At 70.1% G+C, this 15,936-nt stretch carries 14 protein-coding genes; 10 read left to right on the forward strand and 4 right to left on the reverse strand.

Annotated elements, in window-relative coordinates; all coding sequences use genetic code 11:
* Positions 1–259: 259 nt before the first annotated feature.
* The 10 genes from G6039_RS17175 to G6039_RS17220 all read left to right on the forward strand — a co-directional run bounded on the left by G6039_RS17175 (position 260) and on the right by G6039_RS17220 (position 11,376).
* Entirely contained in the window at positions 260–1,297 is a 1,038-nt protein-coding gene (locus G6039_RS17175; protein ID WP_043798453.1) for a patatin-like phospholipase family protein, read from the forward strand.
* A 4-nt stretch (positions 1,298–1,301) separates the two neighbouring features.
* Positions 1,302–1,739, forward strand: a complete 438-nt coding sequence (locus tag G6039_RS17180) for a PPOX class F420-dependent oxidoreductase (protein WP_006947587.1) — start codon at positions 1,302–1,304, stop codon at positions 1,737–1,739.
* Positions 1,740–1,760: 21 nt separating this feature from the next.
* Positions 1,761–2,636, forward strand: a complete 876-nt coding sequence (locus G6039_RS17185) for an alpha/beta hydrolase (protein WP_043798450.1) — start codon at positions 1,761–1,763, stop codon at positions 2,634–2,636.
* A gap of 146 nt (positions 2,637–2,782) precedes the next feature.
* Positions 2,783–4,327 (forward strand): ABC transporter substrate-binding protein, encoded by a 1,545-nt coding sequence (locus tag G6039_RS17190; protein ID WP_043798448.1) that lies wholly within the window; start codon positions 2,783–2,785, stop codon positions 4,325–4,327.
* A 50-nt stretch (positions 4,328–4,377) separates the two neighbouring features.
* Entirely contained in the window at positions 4,378–5,901 is a 1,524-nt protein-coding gene (locus G6039_RS17195) for an ABC transporter substrate-binding protein (RefSeq protein ID WP_037201145.1), read from the forward strand.
* A gap of 61 nt (positions 5,902–5,962) precedes the next feature.
* On the forward strand, positions 5,963–7,498 hold the full coding sequence (locus G6039_RS17200; RefSeq protein WP_006945902.1) for an ABC transporter substrate-binding protein: 1,536 nt from the start codon (positions 5,963–5,965) through the stop codon (positions 7,496–7,498).
* A 53-nt stretch (positions 7,499–7,551) separates the two neighbouring features.
* The gene (locus G6039_RS17205) at positions 7,552–8,499 is read left to right on the forward strand and encodes an ABC transporter permease (RefSeq protein ID WP_006945898.1); all 948 of its coding nucleotides are present in this window, start codon (positions 7,552–7,554) and stop codon (positions 8,497–8,499) included.
* Positions 8,496–9,401 carry an ABC transporter permease gene (locus G6039_RS17210; protein ID WP_006945896.1) on the forward strand — a complete coding sequence of 302 codons (906 nt, stop codon included), beginning with the start codon at positions 8,496–8,498 and terminating at the stop codon, positions 9,399–9,401. The genes G6039_RS17205 and G6039_RS17210 overlap by 4 nt, the downstream gene beginning before the upstream one ends.
* Positions 9,398–10,384, forward strand: coding sequence for an ABC transporter ATP-binding protein (locus G6039_RS17215; protein ID WP_043798445.1), 987 nt, complete (start codon positions 9,398–9,400; stop codon positions 10,382–10,384). Before G6039_RS17210 ends, G6039_RS17215 begins: the two co-directional genes overlap by 4 nt.
* A 2-nt stretch (positions 10,385–10,386) precedes the next feature.
* Positions 10,387–11,376, forward strand: a complete 990-nt coding sequence (locus G6039_RS17220) for an ABC transporter ATP-binding protein (protein ID WP_080688493.1) — start codon at positions 10,387–10,389, stop codon at positions 11,374–11,376.
* 73 nt (positions 11,377–11,449) lie between these two features.
* On the opposite strand, the gene G6039_RS17225 is transcribed toward G6039_RS17220, so the two are convergent.
* The 4 genes from G6039_RS17225 to G6039_RS17240 form a co-directional block, all read right to left on the reverse strand.
* Positions 11,450–13,279 carry a glycoside hydrolase family 15 protein gene (locus G6039_RS17225; RefSeq protein WP_043798440.1) on the reverse strand — a complete coding sequence of 610 codons (1,830 nt, stop codon included), beginning with the start codon at positions 13,277–13,279 and terminating at the stop codon, positions 11,450–11,452.
* Positions 13,276–14,427, reverse strand: a complete 1,152-nt coding sequence (locus G6039_RS17230; RefSeq protein WP_006945888.1) for a bifunctional alpha/beta hydrolase/OsmC family protein — start codon at positions 14,425–14,427, stop codon at positions 13,276–13,278. The genes G6039_RS17225 and G6039_RS17230 overlap by 4 nt, the downstream gene beginning before the upstream one ends.
* A gap of 125 nt (positions 14,428–14,552) precedes the next feature.
* Positions 14,553–15,383 (reverse strand): SDR family NAD(P)-dependent oxidoreductase, encoded by an 831-nt coding sequence (locus G6039_RS17235; protein WP_043798439.1) that lies wholly within the window; start codon positions 15,381–15,383, stop codon positions 14,553–14,555.
* 1 nt (position 15,384) lies between these two features.
* The gene (locus G6039_RS17240; RefSeq protein ID WP_043798437.1) at positions 15,385–15,864 is read right to left on the reverse strand and encodes a nuclear transport factor 2 family protein; all 480 of its coding nucleotides are present in this window, start codon (positions 15,862–15,864) and stop codon (positions 15,385–15,387) included.
* Between the last annotated feature and the right edge of the window lie 72 nt (positions 15,865–15,936).

The raw sequence follows: 15,936 nt of genomic DNA on the forward strand, positions 1-15,936 counted from the left end.
CGCCGGCCTCTCGGCGTTCGCCGCAACAGGCGCCCCCTCGACACGAGATCCTCCCGTTCAGCCGCCACTTCACAGTCCGGACCGCGATTTCCTGCCAGCGTTCGCACGGTGCCCGGCATAGTGTGAACGGGACAGGGGAGCCGGGTGCGTCCGTCCCGCGAACAGTTCGTCGATGCGGCACTGCGGTGCAGGAGGAGGCGGCCATGTACGGGTGCGAACGGATCGTCCCGGGCGGCGGACGCGGCCTCGGGGGTGTGCGATGACCGCAGCCCCGCATCCGGACGTCGCCGACCTCGTCCTCGCCGGCGGCGGGGTGAAGGGCATCGGCCTCGCCGGTGCCGTCGTGGCTCTGGCCGACGCCGGATACCGGCTCAACCGGGTGTCGGGCACGTCCGCGGGGGCGGTGGTCGGCGCCATCGTCGCGGCCGGATCGAAGGCCGGATGGACGGGCGAGCAGATGCGCGACGCCGTCTTCGGGATCAGGTACCGCAAGTTCCTCGACCCGGGGCCCGTCGAACGGATTCCCCTGCTGGGTCCCGCATTCGGGGTGCTCCGGGGGTCGGGGATCTACCAGGGCGACTACGCGCACGCCTGGATCCGGGACACGCTGAAGGACCTGGGCGTCAGCACCTTCGGGGATCTGCGGATGGAGGACGACGACATCCCGGAGGAGCGACGGTACCGGCTGGTGGTCACCGTCACGGACATCACGCGGGGCCTGCTGGTCCGGCTGCCGTGGGACTACCGGTCGGTCTACGGCCTCGATCCCGACGAGCAGTCGGTGGCCGACGCGGTGCGCGCGTCCATGTCGATCCCGTTCTATTTCCGGCCCGCGACGCTCACCGCCACGTCCGGGTTGACGTCGACACTGGTCGACGGCGGGCTGCTGTCGAACTTCCCGATCGACTCGCTCGACCGGATCGACACCGAGCAACCCCGCTGGCCCACCTTCGGCGTCACCGTGCTGCCGAACCTGCCCGCCGACAACGACAAGGTCCTCCCACCGCTGCGGCTGCTGCGTCCGTTCTCGGCCCTCGGCGACTCCCCGGAGCTGATCGAGGGCATCGTCACCACCGTGCTCGTCGGCCGCGACCAGGCCCACCTCAACCAGCCGTGGGTCAGCGCCCGCACGATCCGGGTCGACTCGACCGAGGTGGGGGTCCTCGACTTCCACCTCGACAAGTCCGAGATCGAGGCACAGTTCGCCAAGGGGTACGAGGCGGCGCAGGGGTTCCTGTCGACCTGGAACTGGGTGGAGTACGTCAAGCGCTACCGTTCCCACGGAAAGAGATGGTGATCCCATGACGGCGCCCGCAGACAGGATCGAATCACTCTTCGCTGCAACGAAGATCGGCGCCCTCGTCACGCTGAAGCGGGACGGGCGGCCGCAGCTCTCCAACATCGTGTACCACTACGACCCCGGCGCCCGGACGTTCTCGGTCTCCATCACCGACGGGCGGGCCAAGACCGCGAACATGCGCCGCGACCCGCGCGTGAGCCTGTATGTCAGCGCCGCCGACGGCTGGGCGTACGCGGTCGCGGAGGGCACCGCCGAACTGTCGCCCGTCGCGAAGGACCCGCACGACGACACCGTCGAGGAACTCGTCGCCCTGTATCGGGCGGTGCAGGGCGAACACCCGGACTGGGACGAGTTCCGGGACGCGATGGTCGCCGACCGCCGGCTCGTGCTGACGATGCGGGTCGAACGGTTCTACGGGATGGCCGGACCGACCGGCTGATCCGGACGATGGGGGAAGGCGATGCCGCGTGCGTCGACAACAGAATTCGCGGCCTCCACTGCGGGGAGGCAGTTCCTCCGCGCCTACGATGCCGTGCTCGCGAAGTGGCCGGCGGACGTCGGCGCAGTGACGGTCGAATCGGAATTCGGCACAACGCATATCAACGTCTGCGGCCGCGAGGACGCGCCGCCGGTCCTCCTGCTGCCCGGAGGGGGAGCGACGTCGACGGTGTGGTTCGCCAACGCCGCCGCGCTCGCCACCCGGTACCGGGTCCTGGCGGTGGATCCGATCGGTGACGTGGGACGGAGTGTCGCGCACGGAAAGCCGATGCGCAGCGTGGACGATCTGCTGTCGTGGCTCGACGGCATCGCGGCGACGCTCGGCCTGTCCTCGTTCCGGCTGGCCGGCCACTCGTACGGGGCGATGATCGCGCTCGCCTACGCGCTCGAACGCCCCGAGCGGATCTCGAACATAGTGTTGCTCGATCCGAATTCGTGCTTCGCCGGGATGCGCGCACAGTACCTCGCCCGCGCGATCCCCCTGCTACTCCGGCCGAGCGGCCACCGCCAGCGCAGCTTCCTCGCGTGGGAGACCGGCGGCCGGCCCCTCGACGCGGACTGGCTGAACCTCGCCGCCCAGGGCGCCGAGCACTTCCCGGCGGCGAAGCTGGTCGTCCCGAAACGCCCCGCACGTCCCACCCTCGCCGGTCTCGCGGTCGACACGACGGTGATTCTCGCGGCCGGCAGCAAGATCCACGACAGCGCGCGGGTGGCGGCCGCGGTCGCGGCGACGAGCTCGCGGCTGCGGCCGGTGATCGTCGAGGGAGCAACGCACCACACGATGCCCATGGTCCCGGCCGCGGAGGTGAATTCCACCCTTCTCGGCACGCTCGGCTGACCACCTGTTCCCGCACGGTCTCGTTCAGTGGGAACGGCGATGTGCGGCATGTCACAAGCCCCTACGTTCGGTCGGTAACAGGCCGTGCGCATCGACGTCCGTCCTGAAATCGACTGTGCGCGCGAGCGCTTCGAGGAAGGGGCGAGATGCCGGTCGCAACGGGCAGGTTTTCCATCCGGCGGTGGACGGCCGCCCTCGGGACGTGCGCGGTGCTGGTGGCCGCGTGCGGCTCCGAGGTGTCCGAGCACTCGGGTGTCACCGACCCGACGATCCCCCTGCGCTACGCGACGGTCTTCGGCGCGTCCTCCTTCGACCCGCACAAGACCAAGATCACCAGTGACGCCACGATGCTCAACCTGGTCTACGACCGGCTCGTGCACCGCGACGTCGACGCGCAACCCGTCCCCGGCCTGGCCGAATCGTGGGAGCTGACGGACGAGTCCCTCACCCTGCATCTGCGCGAGGGGGTGAGCTTCGCCGACGGTTCCCCCGTGGACGCGGCCGCCGTCCGGGCCAACCTGAACCGCGCCCTCGAACCGGACTCGGTGACCGCACCGATGCTCGCCGGGGTCACCGGCATCACGACCCCCGACGATCGCACCGTCGTGCTCGCGCTGGACCGGCCCGGCGCCCAGCTCGTCCTCGCGCTGTCCGACCTGGCCGGGATGATCGTCGACCCCGACGCATTCGGAACCCCGGAGAAGAACGCCGCGCTGGCGCTCACCCCGGCCGGTGCCGGCCGCTACACGGTCACCCGCGCGCAGCCGGGCGCCGAGTACGAGTTCGCCGCGCGGCCCGGCTACTGGGATCCCGACGCGGTCCGCACCGACAGCGTGGTGTGGACCGTGATGACCGATCCGCAGGCCCGGCTCAACGCCGTGTCCTCCGGAGACCTGGACGCCGCCATCACCACGCCACTGACCATCGATGCCGCCGAGCAGCAGGGCCTTCGGGTCGAGACGGCGCTGCGGCTCGACCACATGGCCGTCAACCTCAACCGGTCGCGCGGGGAGTTCGGCAAGCCGGAGGTGCGGCAGGCGCTGGCGTACGCGATCGACCGGCAGTCCATCGCCGACACCGCGATGGAGGGCCACGCCGAGGCCGCGACGCAGAACTTCCCGAAGGACTACTTCGCCTACGAGCCCGACCTGGCCGGAGCCTACCCGTACGACCCCGACAGGGCGCGGGAGCTCCTGGCACAGGCGGGACTGCCGAACGGGTTCTCCTTCACTGCGATCCTGCTCAACCTGCCCGAGAACGTGCAGGTGGCCCAGATCGTGCAGCAACAGCTCACCGAGGTCGGCATCGACATGCAGTTGAAGCCGATGCCGCCGTCCGAAGCCTCCCCGACGTTCAACCGCGGGGACGCCGACGCCGTCGTCACCACCTTCACCGGCCGGTCCGATCCCGCCCTGCTGTTCTCCTCGCTGTACGGGGCGGAGTCTCCGCAGAACCCGTCCCGCAGCACGGCCCCCGGATTCCAGGAGGCCCTGGATGCGGCCAACCGCGAGTCCGATCCGCAGGCGCGCGCCGGCAAGCTCGGCAACGTGTCGAAGCTGGTCAGCGACAACGCGCTCGCGATCCCGCTGGTGTTCTTCGAGCTCGGCTCCACCCTGACCGATCAGGTCGTGGGCTACGAACCCACCCTGCTCGTCGACGAGTGGCGCGGCGTCGGCGTCGCCGCCCCGTGAACCCCTCGACGACCCGAACCCCCCCGAGGAATCTGATGTTTCACAGATCGATGAAGGCCGCCCTGTCCGTGCTCGCCGTCGCCGTCGCGGTGGCCGGGTGCGGCAGTTCCGCGGCGACGGACGCCGCGCAGACCGTCGACCCGAACGCGACTTTGCGCTATGCCACCACCTACGGTGCGTCGTCGTTCGACCCGCACAAGACGAGGATCACCAGCGACTCGATCATGCTCAACCTGGTCTACGACCGGTTGGTGCACCGTGATCGGGACGCGAATCCGATTCCCGGGCTGGCCGAATCGTGGGAGTTCGCCGACGACGGGTCCACCCTGACGCTGCGCCTGCGGCAGGACGTGACGTTCTCCGACGGCACCCCGTTCGACGCCTCCGCGGTGGTGGCCAACCTCGAACGGGCGATGCAGCCCGACTCGATCACCGCCGCCATGCTCGCCGGCGTCGCCGCCGTCGAGGCCCCCGACCCGCAGACCGTGGTCCTGCGACTCGACGGCCCGGGCGGGCAACTCGTGCTCACCCTCTCCGATCTGCCCGGAATGATGGTCAACCCCAACGCGTTCGGCACCCCCGACAAGGACGCCGCCCTGGTGCTGACCCCCGCCGGCACCGGACGCTACACCGTCGCGCACGCACAGCCCGGTGCGCAGTACGAGTTCGTCGCCCGGGACGGCTACTGGGATCCGGAGGCGGTGCAGGCCCGCGCCTTCGAGTGGATCGTGATGACCGATCCGCAGACCCGGGTGAGCGCGGTGGCCTCCGGTCAGCTCGACGCCGCGATCGCCACCCCGCTGTCCGTCGACCCGGCCGAACAACAGGGCCTCGAGTCGCACGTGCAGACCACCCTCAACAACTACGTGCTCAACCTCAACCGGACCCGCAGCGAGTTCGGGAACCTCGAAGTGCGGCAGGCACTCGCCCACGCCGTCGACCGGGAGGCCGTCGTCGAGACCGCACTCGAAGGACACGGCGAGGCCGCCAGCCAGAACTTCCCCTCCGGGTACTTCGCGCACAACGCCGCCCTCGACGGCCAGTACGCGTTCGACCCCGAACGCGCGAAGGCCCTGCTCGCACAGGCCGGTGTGCCGAACGGATTCTCGTTCGTCGCCGGCGCGTCGAACCTGCCGGAGAACCAGCTCATCGCGCAGATCATGCAGGAACAGCTGGCGCGGGTGGGGATCACGATGGAGATCCGGTCGATGACGCCGACCGACCTCAATCCCGCATTCAACCGCGGCGAGCTCGACGCCATCCTCACCACCCTGACCGGTCGCGCCGAACCGTCGCTGCTGCTGACCTCGTACTACGGGCAGGACTCGCCGCAGAACCCGTCGCACGACGATATCCCCGGCTTCCGGGCGGCGATGGAAGCAGCCAACCGGGCCACCGATCCCGGCGAACGTGCCGCCCTGCTCGGGGAGGTGAACGCGGTGGTGATGGATCACGCCGCGATGTTGCCCGTCGCGTTCGCCGACCTGGGTGCAATCACCTCCGGCACCGTCGTCGGCTACGAGCCGAGCCGGGTGCTCGACGAGTGGCGCGGCGTCGGGGTGGCCGCGCCGTAACACCCGTCTTCCTCCCACCCCGCGTCCCGTCTCCATCCCACGCCGAGAATCGGAGAACATCATGGCCCGTCGTACGAGACTCGCCCTGGGCGCCGCGCTGGCCGTCGCGCTCCTCGCCGGGTGCGGGTCCGCCGGCACCGCGACGTCGGACGCCGTCGACCCCCAGGCGACGCTGCGGTACGCCACCACCTACGGGGCGTCGTCCTTCGATCCGCACAAGACCCGGGTCGCGCAGGACAACATCATGCTGACCCAGGTGTACGACCGGCTGGTGCACCGCGACCGGGACGCGAACCCGATTCCGGGACTGGCCGAGTCGTGGGAGTTCTCCGACGACGGCCGCACCCTCACCTTCCACCTGCGGGAGGGACTGCAGTTCCAGGACGGCACCCCGCTGGACGCACAGGCGGTCAAGGCCAACCTCGAACGCGCCCAGGAGCCGGACTCGATCACCACGACGATGCTCGCTCCGGTCGAGGCGATCGAGACCCCCGACCCCACCACGGTGGTGCTGCGGTTGACCGGACCCGGCACACAACTCGTCCTGACCCTGTCCGATCTGCCCGGAATGATGGTCAGCCCGAATGCGTTCGGCACGCCGGAGAAGGACGCCGCCCTGGTGCTGCGACCCGTCGGCGCGGGCCGGTACATCGTCGCCGACGCCCAGCCCGGCGCATCGTACGACTTCGTGGCCTGGGACGGCTACTGGGATCCGGAGTCGGTGACCGCCGGACGCTTCGAATGGGAGGTCGTCACCGACCCACAGACCCGCATCAACGCGATGGCGTCGGGCGAACTCGACATCGCGATGGCCACGCCGCTCTCGATCGACCCCGCCGCCGCACAGGGCCTGGACTCGCAGGTGCAGACCAGCCTGAACCACTACGTCCTGCACTTCAACCGCACCCGAAGCGAATTCGGCAATGTCGACGTGCGCCGGGCGCTGAGCACCGCGATCGACCGGCAGGCTCTTGTCGACTCCGCCCTCGAAGGTCACGGCGAGGCGGCCAGCCAGAACTTCCCGCAGGGCTACTTCGCCTACAACCCGGAACTGGCCGACCGCTACGCCTACGAGGAGCGGGCCGCCCGCGAGACGCTCGCGGCCGCCGGCCTGCCCGACGGGTTCACGTTCACCGCCGGGGTGATGAACCTGCCCGAGAACGAGCGGATCGCGCAGATCGTCCAGCAGCAGCTCGACGCGATCGGGGTCACCATGCAGATCCGCCTGCTCAGCCCGGCCGAGATGTCACCGGTCTTCAACCGGGGGGAGCTCGACGCCGTGCTCACCACCTTCTCCGGACGCGCCGATCCGTCGCTGCTGCTGGCCACCTACTTCGCCCCGGATTCGCCGCAGAACCCGTCGCACGACGTCACTCCCGGCTTCGCGGAGGCCCTGGCCGCCGCGAACGCCGAACCGGACCAGCAGACCCGGGGACGGCTCATCGGCGACGTCTCCGCCACGGTCGTGGACCAGGCACTGATGATCCCCCTGGCCTTCGCCGACCTCGGCGCCACCCTCACCGACCGGGTCGTCGGATACCAGCCGTACCGCGCATTGGACGAATGGGGAGGGATCGGCCTCACGGCCGCCGAATGACCGCTGCGGCAGCGCCCCGAGCGACACCTCGAGAGATGTAAAGGACCGGCAGGATGCTTCGATTGATCGGCCAACGGCTGCTCGCGGTGCTACCGCTGCTGCTGATCGCCACCGCCATCACGTTCGGCCTGATATTCCTGATCCCGGGCGATCCAGCCCATCGGATCGCCGGGGAGAGCGCGACACCGCAGCAGATCGAGGCGGTGCGCGTGGATCTCGGCCTCGACCAGCCCGTCGTCGTGCAGTATCTCGACTTCCTCGGCGGTCTGGCGCGAGGTGACCTGGGGACGAGCTTCACCTATCAGGCCCCCGTGCTCGAGATGATCGTCGACCGGCTGCCGGTGACCGTGTCGTTGACCCTCGTGTCGGTGCTGGTCGCGCTGGCAGTGGGTATTCCGGCCGGCATCATCGGCGGCAGCCGCCCTGGCAGCTGGCAGGACCGGACCACCAGCCTCGGGTCCACGCTGGGCGTCGCGACACCGAACTTCGTGCTCGGTCTCATCCTGGTGCTGGTGTTCTCCCTGCAGTTGAAGGCACTCCCCGCGACCGGGTACACACCGCTCGCAAAGGGGCTGTGGCCGTGGCTCAGCCACCTGCTGCTCCCGGCGATCGCGCTGGGACTGGCTGCCGCGGCCGAGATCGCCCGCCAGTTGCGCAGTTCCATGATCGACGTGATGCAGCAGGACTACGTCCGCACCGCCACGGCCAAGGGGCTCGGGCGACGTGCCGTCCTGTGGAAGCACGCCCTCAAGAATGCGTTCATCCCCACCGCGACGGTGCTCGGCATGCAGATCGCCTTCCTGCTCGGCGGCACGGCGGTCATCGAGTCGGTGTTCGGGCTCAAGGGACTCGGGGACTTCGCCGTGCAGGCGGTGCTGTCCGGCGACCTGCCCGCCATCCAGGGCGTGGTGATCTTCGGTGTCTTCGCGACGGTCGTGATGAGCCTGCTCGTCGACATCTCGTACGGCTACCTCAACCCCCGGACCAGGAGCGCCGCATGAGCGAAACCATCACGCCGCCGAAGACCGTCGAGGATGCGTCCCCGGTTGTCGTCGAATCCCCGCGCCGCCGGTTCCTGCGTCGGTTCCGTGGCCGCCGCGCAGCCGTCGCGGCGGCCGTGTTCCTGACGCTGATCACGGTGCTGGGTCTCGCCGCGCCGCTGATCGCGCCGCATGATCCGCTGGTGCAGGAACTGACGGCGCGCCGGCTGCCGCCGCTGAGCGAGGGCTATCTGCTCGGCACGGACAACCTCGGCCGGGACACGCTGTCGCGGTTGCTCTACGGCGCGCGGGTCGCCGTCTCGGCCGCGGCGATCTCGGTGTCGGTGGGGCTGGCGTTCGGCGTGATCCCCGCGCTGACGGCGGGGTTTCTCGGCGGCCGCTGGGACGCGCTGCTGTCCCGGATCGCCGACGCCTTCCTCAGCTTCCCGCCGCTGCTGCTGGCGATGGCGATCGTCGGCGTCATGGGGCCGAATCTCACCAACGCGATGATTGCCATCGGAATCGTCTTCGGGCCCAGGTTCTTCCGCGTGGTGCGCGGCGCGGTGATCGCGGTGCGGGAGAACACCTTCGTCGAGGCGTCCCGCAGCATCGGCACCCCGACCGCGTGGATCGTGCGCAAGCACATCCTTCCGCACACCCTGTCCCCGCTGATCGTGCAGGTCAGTCTCGCCTGCGGCTTCGCCATGCTCGCCGAATCCTCGCTGAGTTTCCTCGGCCTCGGTGTCCAGCCGCCCGACCCGAGTTGGGGGCGGATGCTCGCCGAGGGACGCGAGGCCTGGAACTACACCGCCTGGCCCGTTCTGATTCCCGCCGTCGCCATCGTCCTTGCCGTGCTTGCCTGCAACACCCTCGGTGACGGCATCCGCGATTCGGTGGGCCGCGAGAACCGGAGCGAACGATGACCGAACCACTGCTGAGCGTCCACGGCCTCGGCGTCGAGTTCGCCACCGCGTCCGGCTGGACGCCGGTCCTGCAGGACGTGTCCTTCGACGTCGCGGCCGGCGAACTGGTCGGGCTGGTCGGGGAGTCGGGCTCCGGCAAGTCCGTCACGTGTTCCTCGGTGCTGCGGCTGCTGCCGCCCCGGCAGTCCCGAACGGTCGCCGGCAGCATCCGGTTCCAGGGACGGGACCTGCTGACCATGCCTGCTCGCGAACTGGAGTCCGTGCGCGGCAACGACATCGCCATGATCTTTCAGGAGCCGATGACCAGCCTGAACCCGGTGTTCACGGTCGGTGACCAGATCACCGAGGTGGTGCGCCGGCACCGCCGCATGAGCCGGAAGGACGCCACGGCCCGGGCCGTGGAGGTACTCGACCTCGTCGGAATCCCGAATGCCGCACGCCGGGTCCGGCAGTATCCGCACGAGTTCTCCGGGGGCATGCGGCAGCGGGTGATGATCGCGATGGCCCTGGCGTGCGAGCCGAAACTGCTCGTCGCCGACGAACCCACCACCGCGCTCGACGTCACCATCCAGGCACAGGTGCTCGATCTGATCCGCGAGATGGCCGGACGATTCGGCATGGGGGTGCTGTTCGTGACCCACGACCTCGGCGTGGTCGCCGACCTGTGCACGGAGGTGGTGGTGATGTATGCGGGACAGGTGATCGAACGGGCCCGCACCGAGGCGCTCTACGCGGCGCCCCGGCATCCGTACACCGAGGGCCTGCTGCGATCGGTGCCCGACATCGGCGGCCGGACGGACCTGCACACCATCCCCGGCTCACCACCGCCGCCCGGCTCGATCCCCGTCGGCTGCCGGTTCGCACCGCGCTGCGCGCACCGGGCCGACGAGTGCGCGGTCGACGTGCCGCTGCGGCCGGTCGGCGACGACCGCGTATCGCGCTGCGCGCGGGTGACCGATCTGATCCTGGAGGGAACCTCATGACTGTGGACGTCGTCGAATCGGCCGCGAGCGCACCGCTGCTCAGCGTGCGGGGCCTGCGGGTCGAGTTCCCCGTCCGGGGCCGGATGTCGCGTAAGAAGCGGACGATCCGCGCGGTGGACGAGGTCGGCTTCGACATCCGGCCCGGCGAGACCTTCGCCCTGGTCGGGGAATCCGGATCCGGAAAATCCACCACCGCCTGCGGCATCCTGCGGCTGGTCGACGTCGCCGCCGGCTCGGTGGTCCTCGACGGCGTCGACCTCACCACGCTGAACCGGTCGGAACTGCGGGATGCGCGGCGCAACATGCAGATGGTGTTCCAGGACCCGTACTCCTCGCTGGATCCGTCGCGCACGGTCGGGGACGCCATCGCCGAACCGCTCGAGGTGCACACCGACCTGGACGCCGAGGCTCGGCGTCGGAAGGTGCGCCGCCTGCTCGAACAGGTGGGGTTGCGGCCTGAGCACGCCGAGCGCTACCCCTACGAGTTCTCCGGCGGCCAGCGTCAGCGCATCGCCATCGCCCGGGCCATCGCGGTGGAGCCGAGGCTGGTGATCGCCGACGAGGCGGTGAGTGCCCTCGACGTGTCCACCCAGAACCAGGTCATCGCGCTGCTCGAGGAGTTGTCCGCCGAGCTGGGCATCGCATATCTGTTCATCGCCCACGACCTGGCCGTGGTCCGGCACATCGCCCACACCACGGCGGTGATGTACCTGGGCCGGATCGTGGAGTGGGGGCCGTCGGAACGGCTGTTCACCGAGCCCGCGCATCCGTACACGCAGGCGCTGCTGTCCGCGGTGCCCGTCCCGGACCCCGTGCGGCAACGCACCCGCGTACGGATCCGGCTCGACGGCGAGCTGCCCGACCCGGCGAATCCCCCGGCCGGATGTGCGTTCAGCTCCCGCTGCCCGCAGGTGATGCCGGTGTGCCGGGAACGCCGACCGGAGACCACCGAGGTGCCCGGCGGCGGGCAGGTGGCCTGCCACCTCGCGTGACGCGTTCGCCGGTGCGACGATCACGCGGCCGGCGAACCCCGGAACTCTCTTCCTCCACCTCGATCCAGCCGGTTCAGTGGAACGTGCCGACGTGCTCTGCCTGGTGCAGCGCCCAGGCGGCGTTGACCAGTCCGATGTGGCTGAACGCCTGGGGGAAATTGCCCAGCTGTTCCCCGGTGGCGGAGTCGATCTCCTCGGCGAGCAATCCCACGTCGTTGACGTAGCCCACCGCGCGTTCGAAGACCTCGGCACCTTCGTCGGTGCGACCGGCCAGGGCGAGGGCCTGGGCGAGCCAGAAGGTGCACAGCAGGAAGGTCCCCTCCTGGCCCTCGAGGCCGTCCACCCCCGCCGTGGTGTGGTAGCGGTGAACCAGGCCGCGGGCGTCGGTGAGCCGCTCGCGGACGGCATCGATCGTGGACAGCACCCGCGGGTCGTCCGGGGGAAGGAAACCGACGATCGGCAGCAGCAAGGCGGTGGCGTCGAGGTTCGATGCGCCGAAGGACTGCGTGAACGAACCGAGGGCCTCGTTCCACCCCTGCGTGAGCACCGCATCTCGGATCTCCTGGGCAGCGGCCGTCCATGCCTCGACATGGCCGTCGGCGTGGAGCCAGTCGGCCAGGGCGACAGCACGGTCGAGGGCCACCCAGCACATGACCTTGGAGTGCACGAAGTGCCGCGGCTCGCCGCGGACCTCCCAGATGCCGTTGTCGGGTTGGCGCCAGCGTGCCGCGGCGGCGTCGGCGAGGCCCACCAGGAAGTTTCGAGTCGGACTGTCGAGCGAGCCGACCTGGTCACGGAGCTGGGCGGCGGCGTCGAGCAATTCGCCGTAGGTGTCGAGCTGGGGCTGGGTCCAGGCACCGTTCCCCACCCGGACGGGCTTGCTGCCACGCCAGCCGGAGAGGTGCGGAAGGGTCCGCTCCGACAGGTCGTGCTCCCCGCCGATGCCGAACATGATCTGGAGGGGGCGGTTGGTGTAGGAGCAGGCAGCGGCAGTGGCCATGAAATCGAAGAACTCGTGTGCCTCGTCCGGACAGGCAGCGACCCACAAGGCCTGCATGGTCATGCTGGCGTCGCGCACCCAGGAGTAGCGATAGTCCCAGTTGCGCGCACCGCCGACCTGCTCGGGAAGCGAGGTGGTGACTGCCGCCACGATCGCGCCGGTGGGCTGGTAGCTCAAGGCCTGCAGCACCCGTCCCGAGTGGTGGACCAGGTCGCGCGCGCGGCCCTGGTAGGCCTGGTGCTGCGCCGACCAGTCCTGCCAGCCGGTCGTCGTGTCGTCGACCGCTGCCCTGACGGCGGCTCCGGGACGCACCGGCGGGACGGGTGCGCCGAGTGCCGCGTGCTGCAGCGCGAAGTACGCGCTCTCCCCGGCGTGCAGGTCGAACTGGGCCCGGGCTGCGCCGCCGCCGACCTCGAGGGGCACCGTGCTCGACAGGGTCAACCGGCTCGCCCCACCGGCGGCCGTGATCCCGCCGTCGACGGCGGTCAGTACCGGCGCGACGAGACCGTACTCCGGACGAGGCCGGAACAGCAGCTCCGCGCTGACGCTGCCGCGGGTGCAGGTGACGGTCCGGGCCAGCATGTGCGGCGCATGCTCCCCCAGGCGATGGGGGTCCTGCGCATCCCCGAGGATCAGGGCATCGCGCAGCTCGAGGATCCCCCCGCCGGTGTGGAAGAGCGTGCGAAGAACCATGCTGCCCTCGACGTACTCGCGCCGAACCCGGAATTCGCCGGCCGGCCGGATCGACCAGTGCCCGGCGTTGTCGTCGAGGATCGCGGCGAAGATCGAGGGGCTGTCGAAGCGGGGCATACACAGCCAGTCGATCGAACCGTCGGACGACACCAGTGCGGCCGAGTGCCGATCCGAGAGCAGTGCGTAGTCGCCGATGGGCAGCGAACTCATGCCGGTGCCGGCCCGGTCGTCGCCGTTGGTGCGTCGCGGGTCTCCCGGTCGGCGGGGTCACCGGCTGCGAGGGCGGTGTCCACCACGATCTCCGAGTGCAGGGTCCGGTGCACCGGACAGCGGTCGGCGATGTCGAGCAGACGCTGCCGCTGTTGCTCGTCGAGAACACCGGCGAGGTGGATCACGCGTTCGATCTTGTCGAGCCGCCCGGTCCGGGTCTCGCAGTCCTCGCAGTCCGCGGCGTGGATCCGGCTGTGACGCAGGGAAACCGTCACGTTCTCCAGGGGCCATTGCTTGCGGTCGGCGTACATGCGCAGCGTCATCGATGTGCAGGCGCCGAGGGAGGCGAGCAGCAGGTCGTACGGCGAAGGCCCGGTGTCGTCGCCCACCGGTGTGGGCTCATCGGCGGTGATCAGGTGCCGGCCGAGGGTGATGCGCTGCCCGAACCGGGTGGCTCCGTTCCCGGTGACCTCGACGACGCCTTCGGCCGAGGCCGGCGCGGTGGGCGCCTGCGCCGCAGTGTTCTCGTCGAGGTACCTGCTCGCCCATGTCGCCAGCAGCGAGGCGGCGAACCGGGCGTCGGACTGCCGGGAGAGCAGGTGGTCGGCGCCGTCGAGGGAGAGGAAGGACTTGGGGTGGCGGGCGGCCGCGAAGATCTGTCGGGCGTTGTCGATGCCGACCGTGTCGTCGGTGGGGGAGTGCATCACCAGCAGTGCGGTACCGGGCCGGTGGATCCGCTCGGTCCCGGCCGGGGCACCGATCGTGATCACGGCTCGCGTCTCGGGCACGTGCTCGCTCGCCGCGAGGACGGCCGTGCCGCCGCGGGAGTGGCCGATCAGGATGCTGGGAGCGGCATGGTGGGTACGCAGGAAATCCGCCGCACGCACGAGGTCGGCGACATCGGGACCGGAGGTGGTGCCGGCACAGTCCCCGCCGGACCCACCGCGACCGGCGAAGTCGAAGCGCAGGACGGCGATGTCGTGCTCGGTGAGGACCTCCGAGATCCGCGCCGCCGCCGGTACGTCCTCGCTGGAGGGGAAGCAGTGCGCGAACAGTGCGAACGCGCGCGGCGTGCCCTCCGGCAGGTCCAGCCGGCCCGCCAGTTCCGTAGCGCCGGAGCCGGCGAAGTGGAGTCTCTCGCTATGCATGCTGCCGCTCCCTTTCACCCTCTCGCCCGAGGCTATCTCGTCCTCGGGAAACCCGGTGAGAACCGCGGAAGATCCGCACCCGCAGGGGTGATCACGGCGTCTCGCCCGGTGCGCCGGGCCGCGGATCAGTACAGCGGGCCGCCGCCGAATGCGGCCCGATGCGAATCCGGTTGATTGCCTTCGACGTCGACGACCCCGTAGTCGAGGGCGGTCTCGGCGGTGATCAGGGTGCGCCCGCTGCGCTCGTTCACCTTCGGATCGTTCGCCAGCGCGACGATCACGCGGCCGACGAACTCCGGGGTCTCGGCGTTGGCGAGGGAGAAGCCCTCGAAGTTGTCGATGCCGCGGGCGAGCATCGCCTCGTTCTTCACCAGTCCCGGCCACAGCGACAGGGCGGTGACGCCGGTGCCGGCGAGATCGACGGCCATGTCGGCGGCCATCTTGTCGAGGCCGGCCTTCGAGATGCCGTACAGCACCGAGTGCAGGTAGCCGCGGGTGCCGAACGACGAGATGTTGACGATCATCCCGCTGCCGCGCGGCACCATCAGCTGCGCGGCGTCGACGGAGGCCACGTAGTGGGCGCGCAGTCCGACGCCGACGAGACTGTCCCAATCGCTGATCGGGCGTTTCCAGAACGGCTCGGAGAAGCCCGCGAACCCGGGCGGGCTCGCCCACACGTTGTTCACCAGCAGGTCCAGCCGGCCGCCCTGCTCGTCGGCGATGCGCCGGAACAGTGCCCGGATCTGCTCGTCGTCGGTGTGGTCGCACTGCACCGCGATGCCGAGCCCGCCGCGTTCGGTGACAGTCGCGGCGGTCCGGTCCAGGGGGCTGGCGGTGCCGACCGGGCCCCGCGCGGTGACGTAGACGGTCCAGCCGTCGGAGCCGAGGGCGCATGCGATGCCCTTGCCGACGCTGCGGCTCGCGCCGGTGACGAGGGCGACCCTGCGTTCGGTCATGTCAGAACACCACTTTCACGTCGTCGGTCAGTGCCCGTTCGATGGACCAGTGGACGCGCACGTGGCACCGGGCGATCTTCCACCTGCCGTCTTCGATCGCATAGTCGTCGTCGTAGTCGAGTGCGCTCACCCGCTCCGTGCGGGCACGCAGGTCGACCTGCCGGAACCGCAGCGTCCAGGCGCCGGTGGCGGTGCCGTCGCCGGTGAGTTCGATGCTGGGGTGCATGCCGTGGTGCATGTCGAGCACGATGTACCGGTCGTCGACGCGTTCGAGGGCGATGCGGGCGTAGACGTCGACGAGAGCGTCGGCGTCGTCGAAGCTGCCGAGGGCGGGGCCGTAATAGATGTCGGCGCCCGTCGCGACGAAACAGTCGCGCATGGCCTTCGGGTCCTTGGCGTCGCACGCGCGGAAGTACCGGTGCTTGAGCATCCGGATCTCCTCGAGCGCTTCGAGGCGGGCCAGTCGCTCTTCGACGGTCATGGCGTCGTCCTTCCGTCCTGCGGATACAGCGGCGAGCGGACCGTAGCGCCGGGGGGCTCCTCTCGGCATCGG

This window comes from Rhodococcus aetherivorans (genome assembly GCF_011058165.1).
Lineage (GTDB): Bacteria > Actinomycetota > Actinomycetes > Mycobacteriales > Mycobacteriaceae > Rhodococcus > Rhodococcus aetherivorans.

Excerpts from the sequence above, each read along its gene's own strand:
- G6039_RS17180 (WP_006947587.1), top strand. The coding sequence starts at position 1,302 with ATGACGGCGCCCGCAGACAGGATCGAATCACTCTTCGCTGCAACGAAG.
- G6039_RS17240 (WP_043798437.1), bottom strand. The coding sequence starts at position 15,864 with ATGACCGTCGAAGAGCGACTGGCCCGCCTCGAAGCGCTCGAGGAGATC.
- G6039_RS17215 (WP_043798445.1), top strand. The coding sequence starts at position 9,398 with ATGACCGAACCACTGCTGAGCGTCCACGGCCTCGGCGTCGAGTTCGCC.
- G6039_RS17235 (WP_043798439.1), bottom strand. The coding sequence starts at position 15,383 with ATGACCGAACGCAGGGTCGCCCTCGTCACCGGCGCGAGCCGCAGCGTC.
- G6039_RS17195 (WP_037201145.1), top strand. The coding sequence starts at position 4,378 with ATGAAGGCCGCCCTGTCCGTGCTCGCCGTCGCCGTCGCGGTGGCCGGG.
- G6039_RS17205 (WP_006945898.1), top strand. The coding sequence starts at position 7,552 with ATGCTTCGATTGATCGGCCAACGGCTGCTCGCGGTGCTACCGCTGCTG.
- G6039_RS17225 (WP_043798440.1), bottom strand. The coding sequence starts at position 13,279 with ATGAGTTCGCTGCCCATCGGCGACTACGCACTGCTCTCGGATCGGCAC.
- G6039_RS17190 (WP_043798448.1), top strand. The coding sequence starts at position 2,783 with ATGCCGGTCGCAACGGGCAGGTTTTCCATCCGGCGGTGGACGGCCGCC.
- G6039_RS17185 (WP_043798450.1), top strand. The coding sequence starts at position 1,761 with ATGCCGCGTGCGTCGACAACAGAATTCGCGGCCTCCACTGCGGGGAGG.
- G6039_RS17175 (WP_043798453.1), top strand. The coding sequence starts at position 260 with ATGACCGCAGCCCCGCATCCGGACGTCGCCGACCTCGTCCTCGCCGGC.
- G6039_RS17210 (WP_006945896.1), top strand. The coding sequence starts at position 8,496 with ATGAGCGAAACCATCACGCCGCCGAAGACCGTCGAGGATGCGTCCCCG.
- G6039_RS17230 (WP_006945888.1), bottom strand. The coding sequence starts at position 14,427 with ATGCATAGCGAGAGACTCCACTTCGCCGGCTCCGGCGCTACGGAACTG.
- G6039_RS17200 (WP_006945902.1), top strand. The coding sequence starts at position 5,963 with ATGGCCCGTCGTACGAGACTCGCCCTGGGCGCCGCGCTGGCCGTCGCG.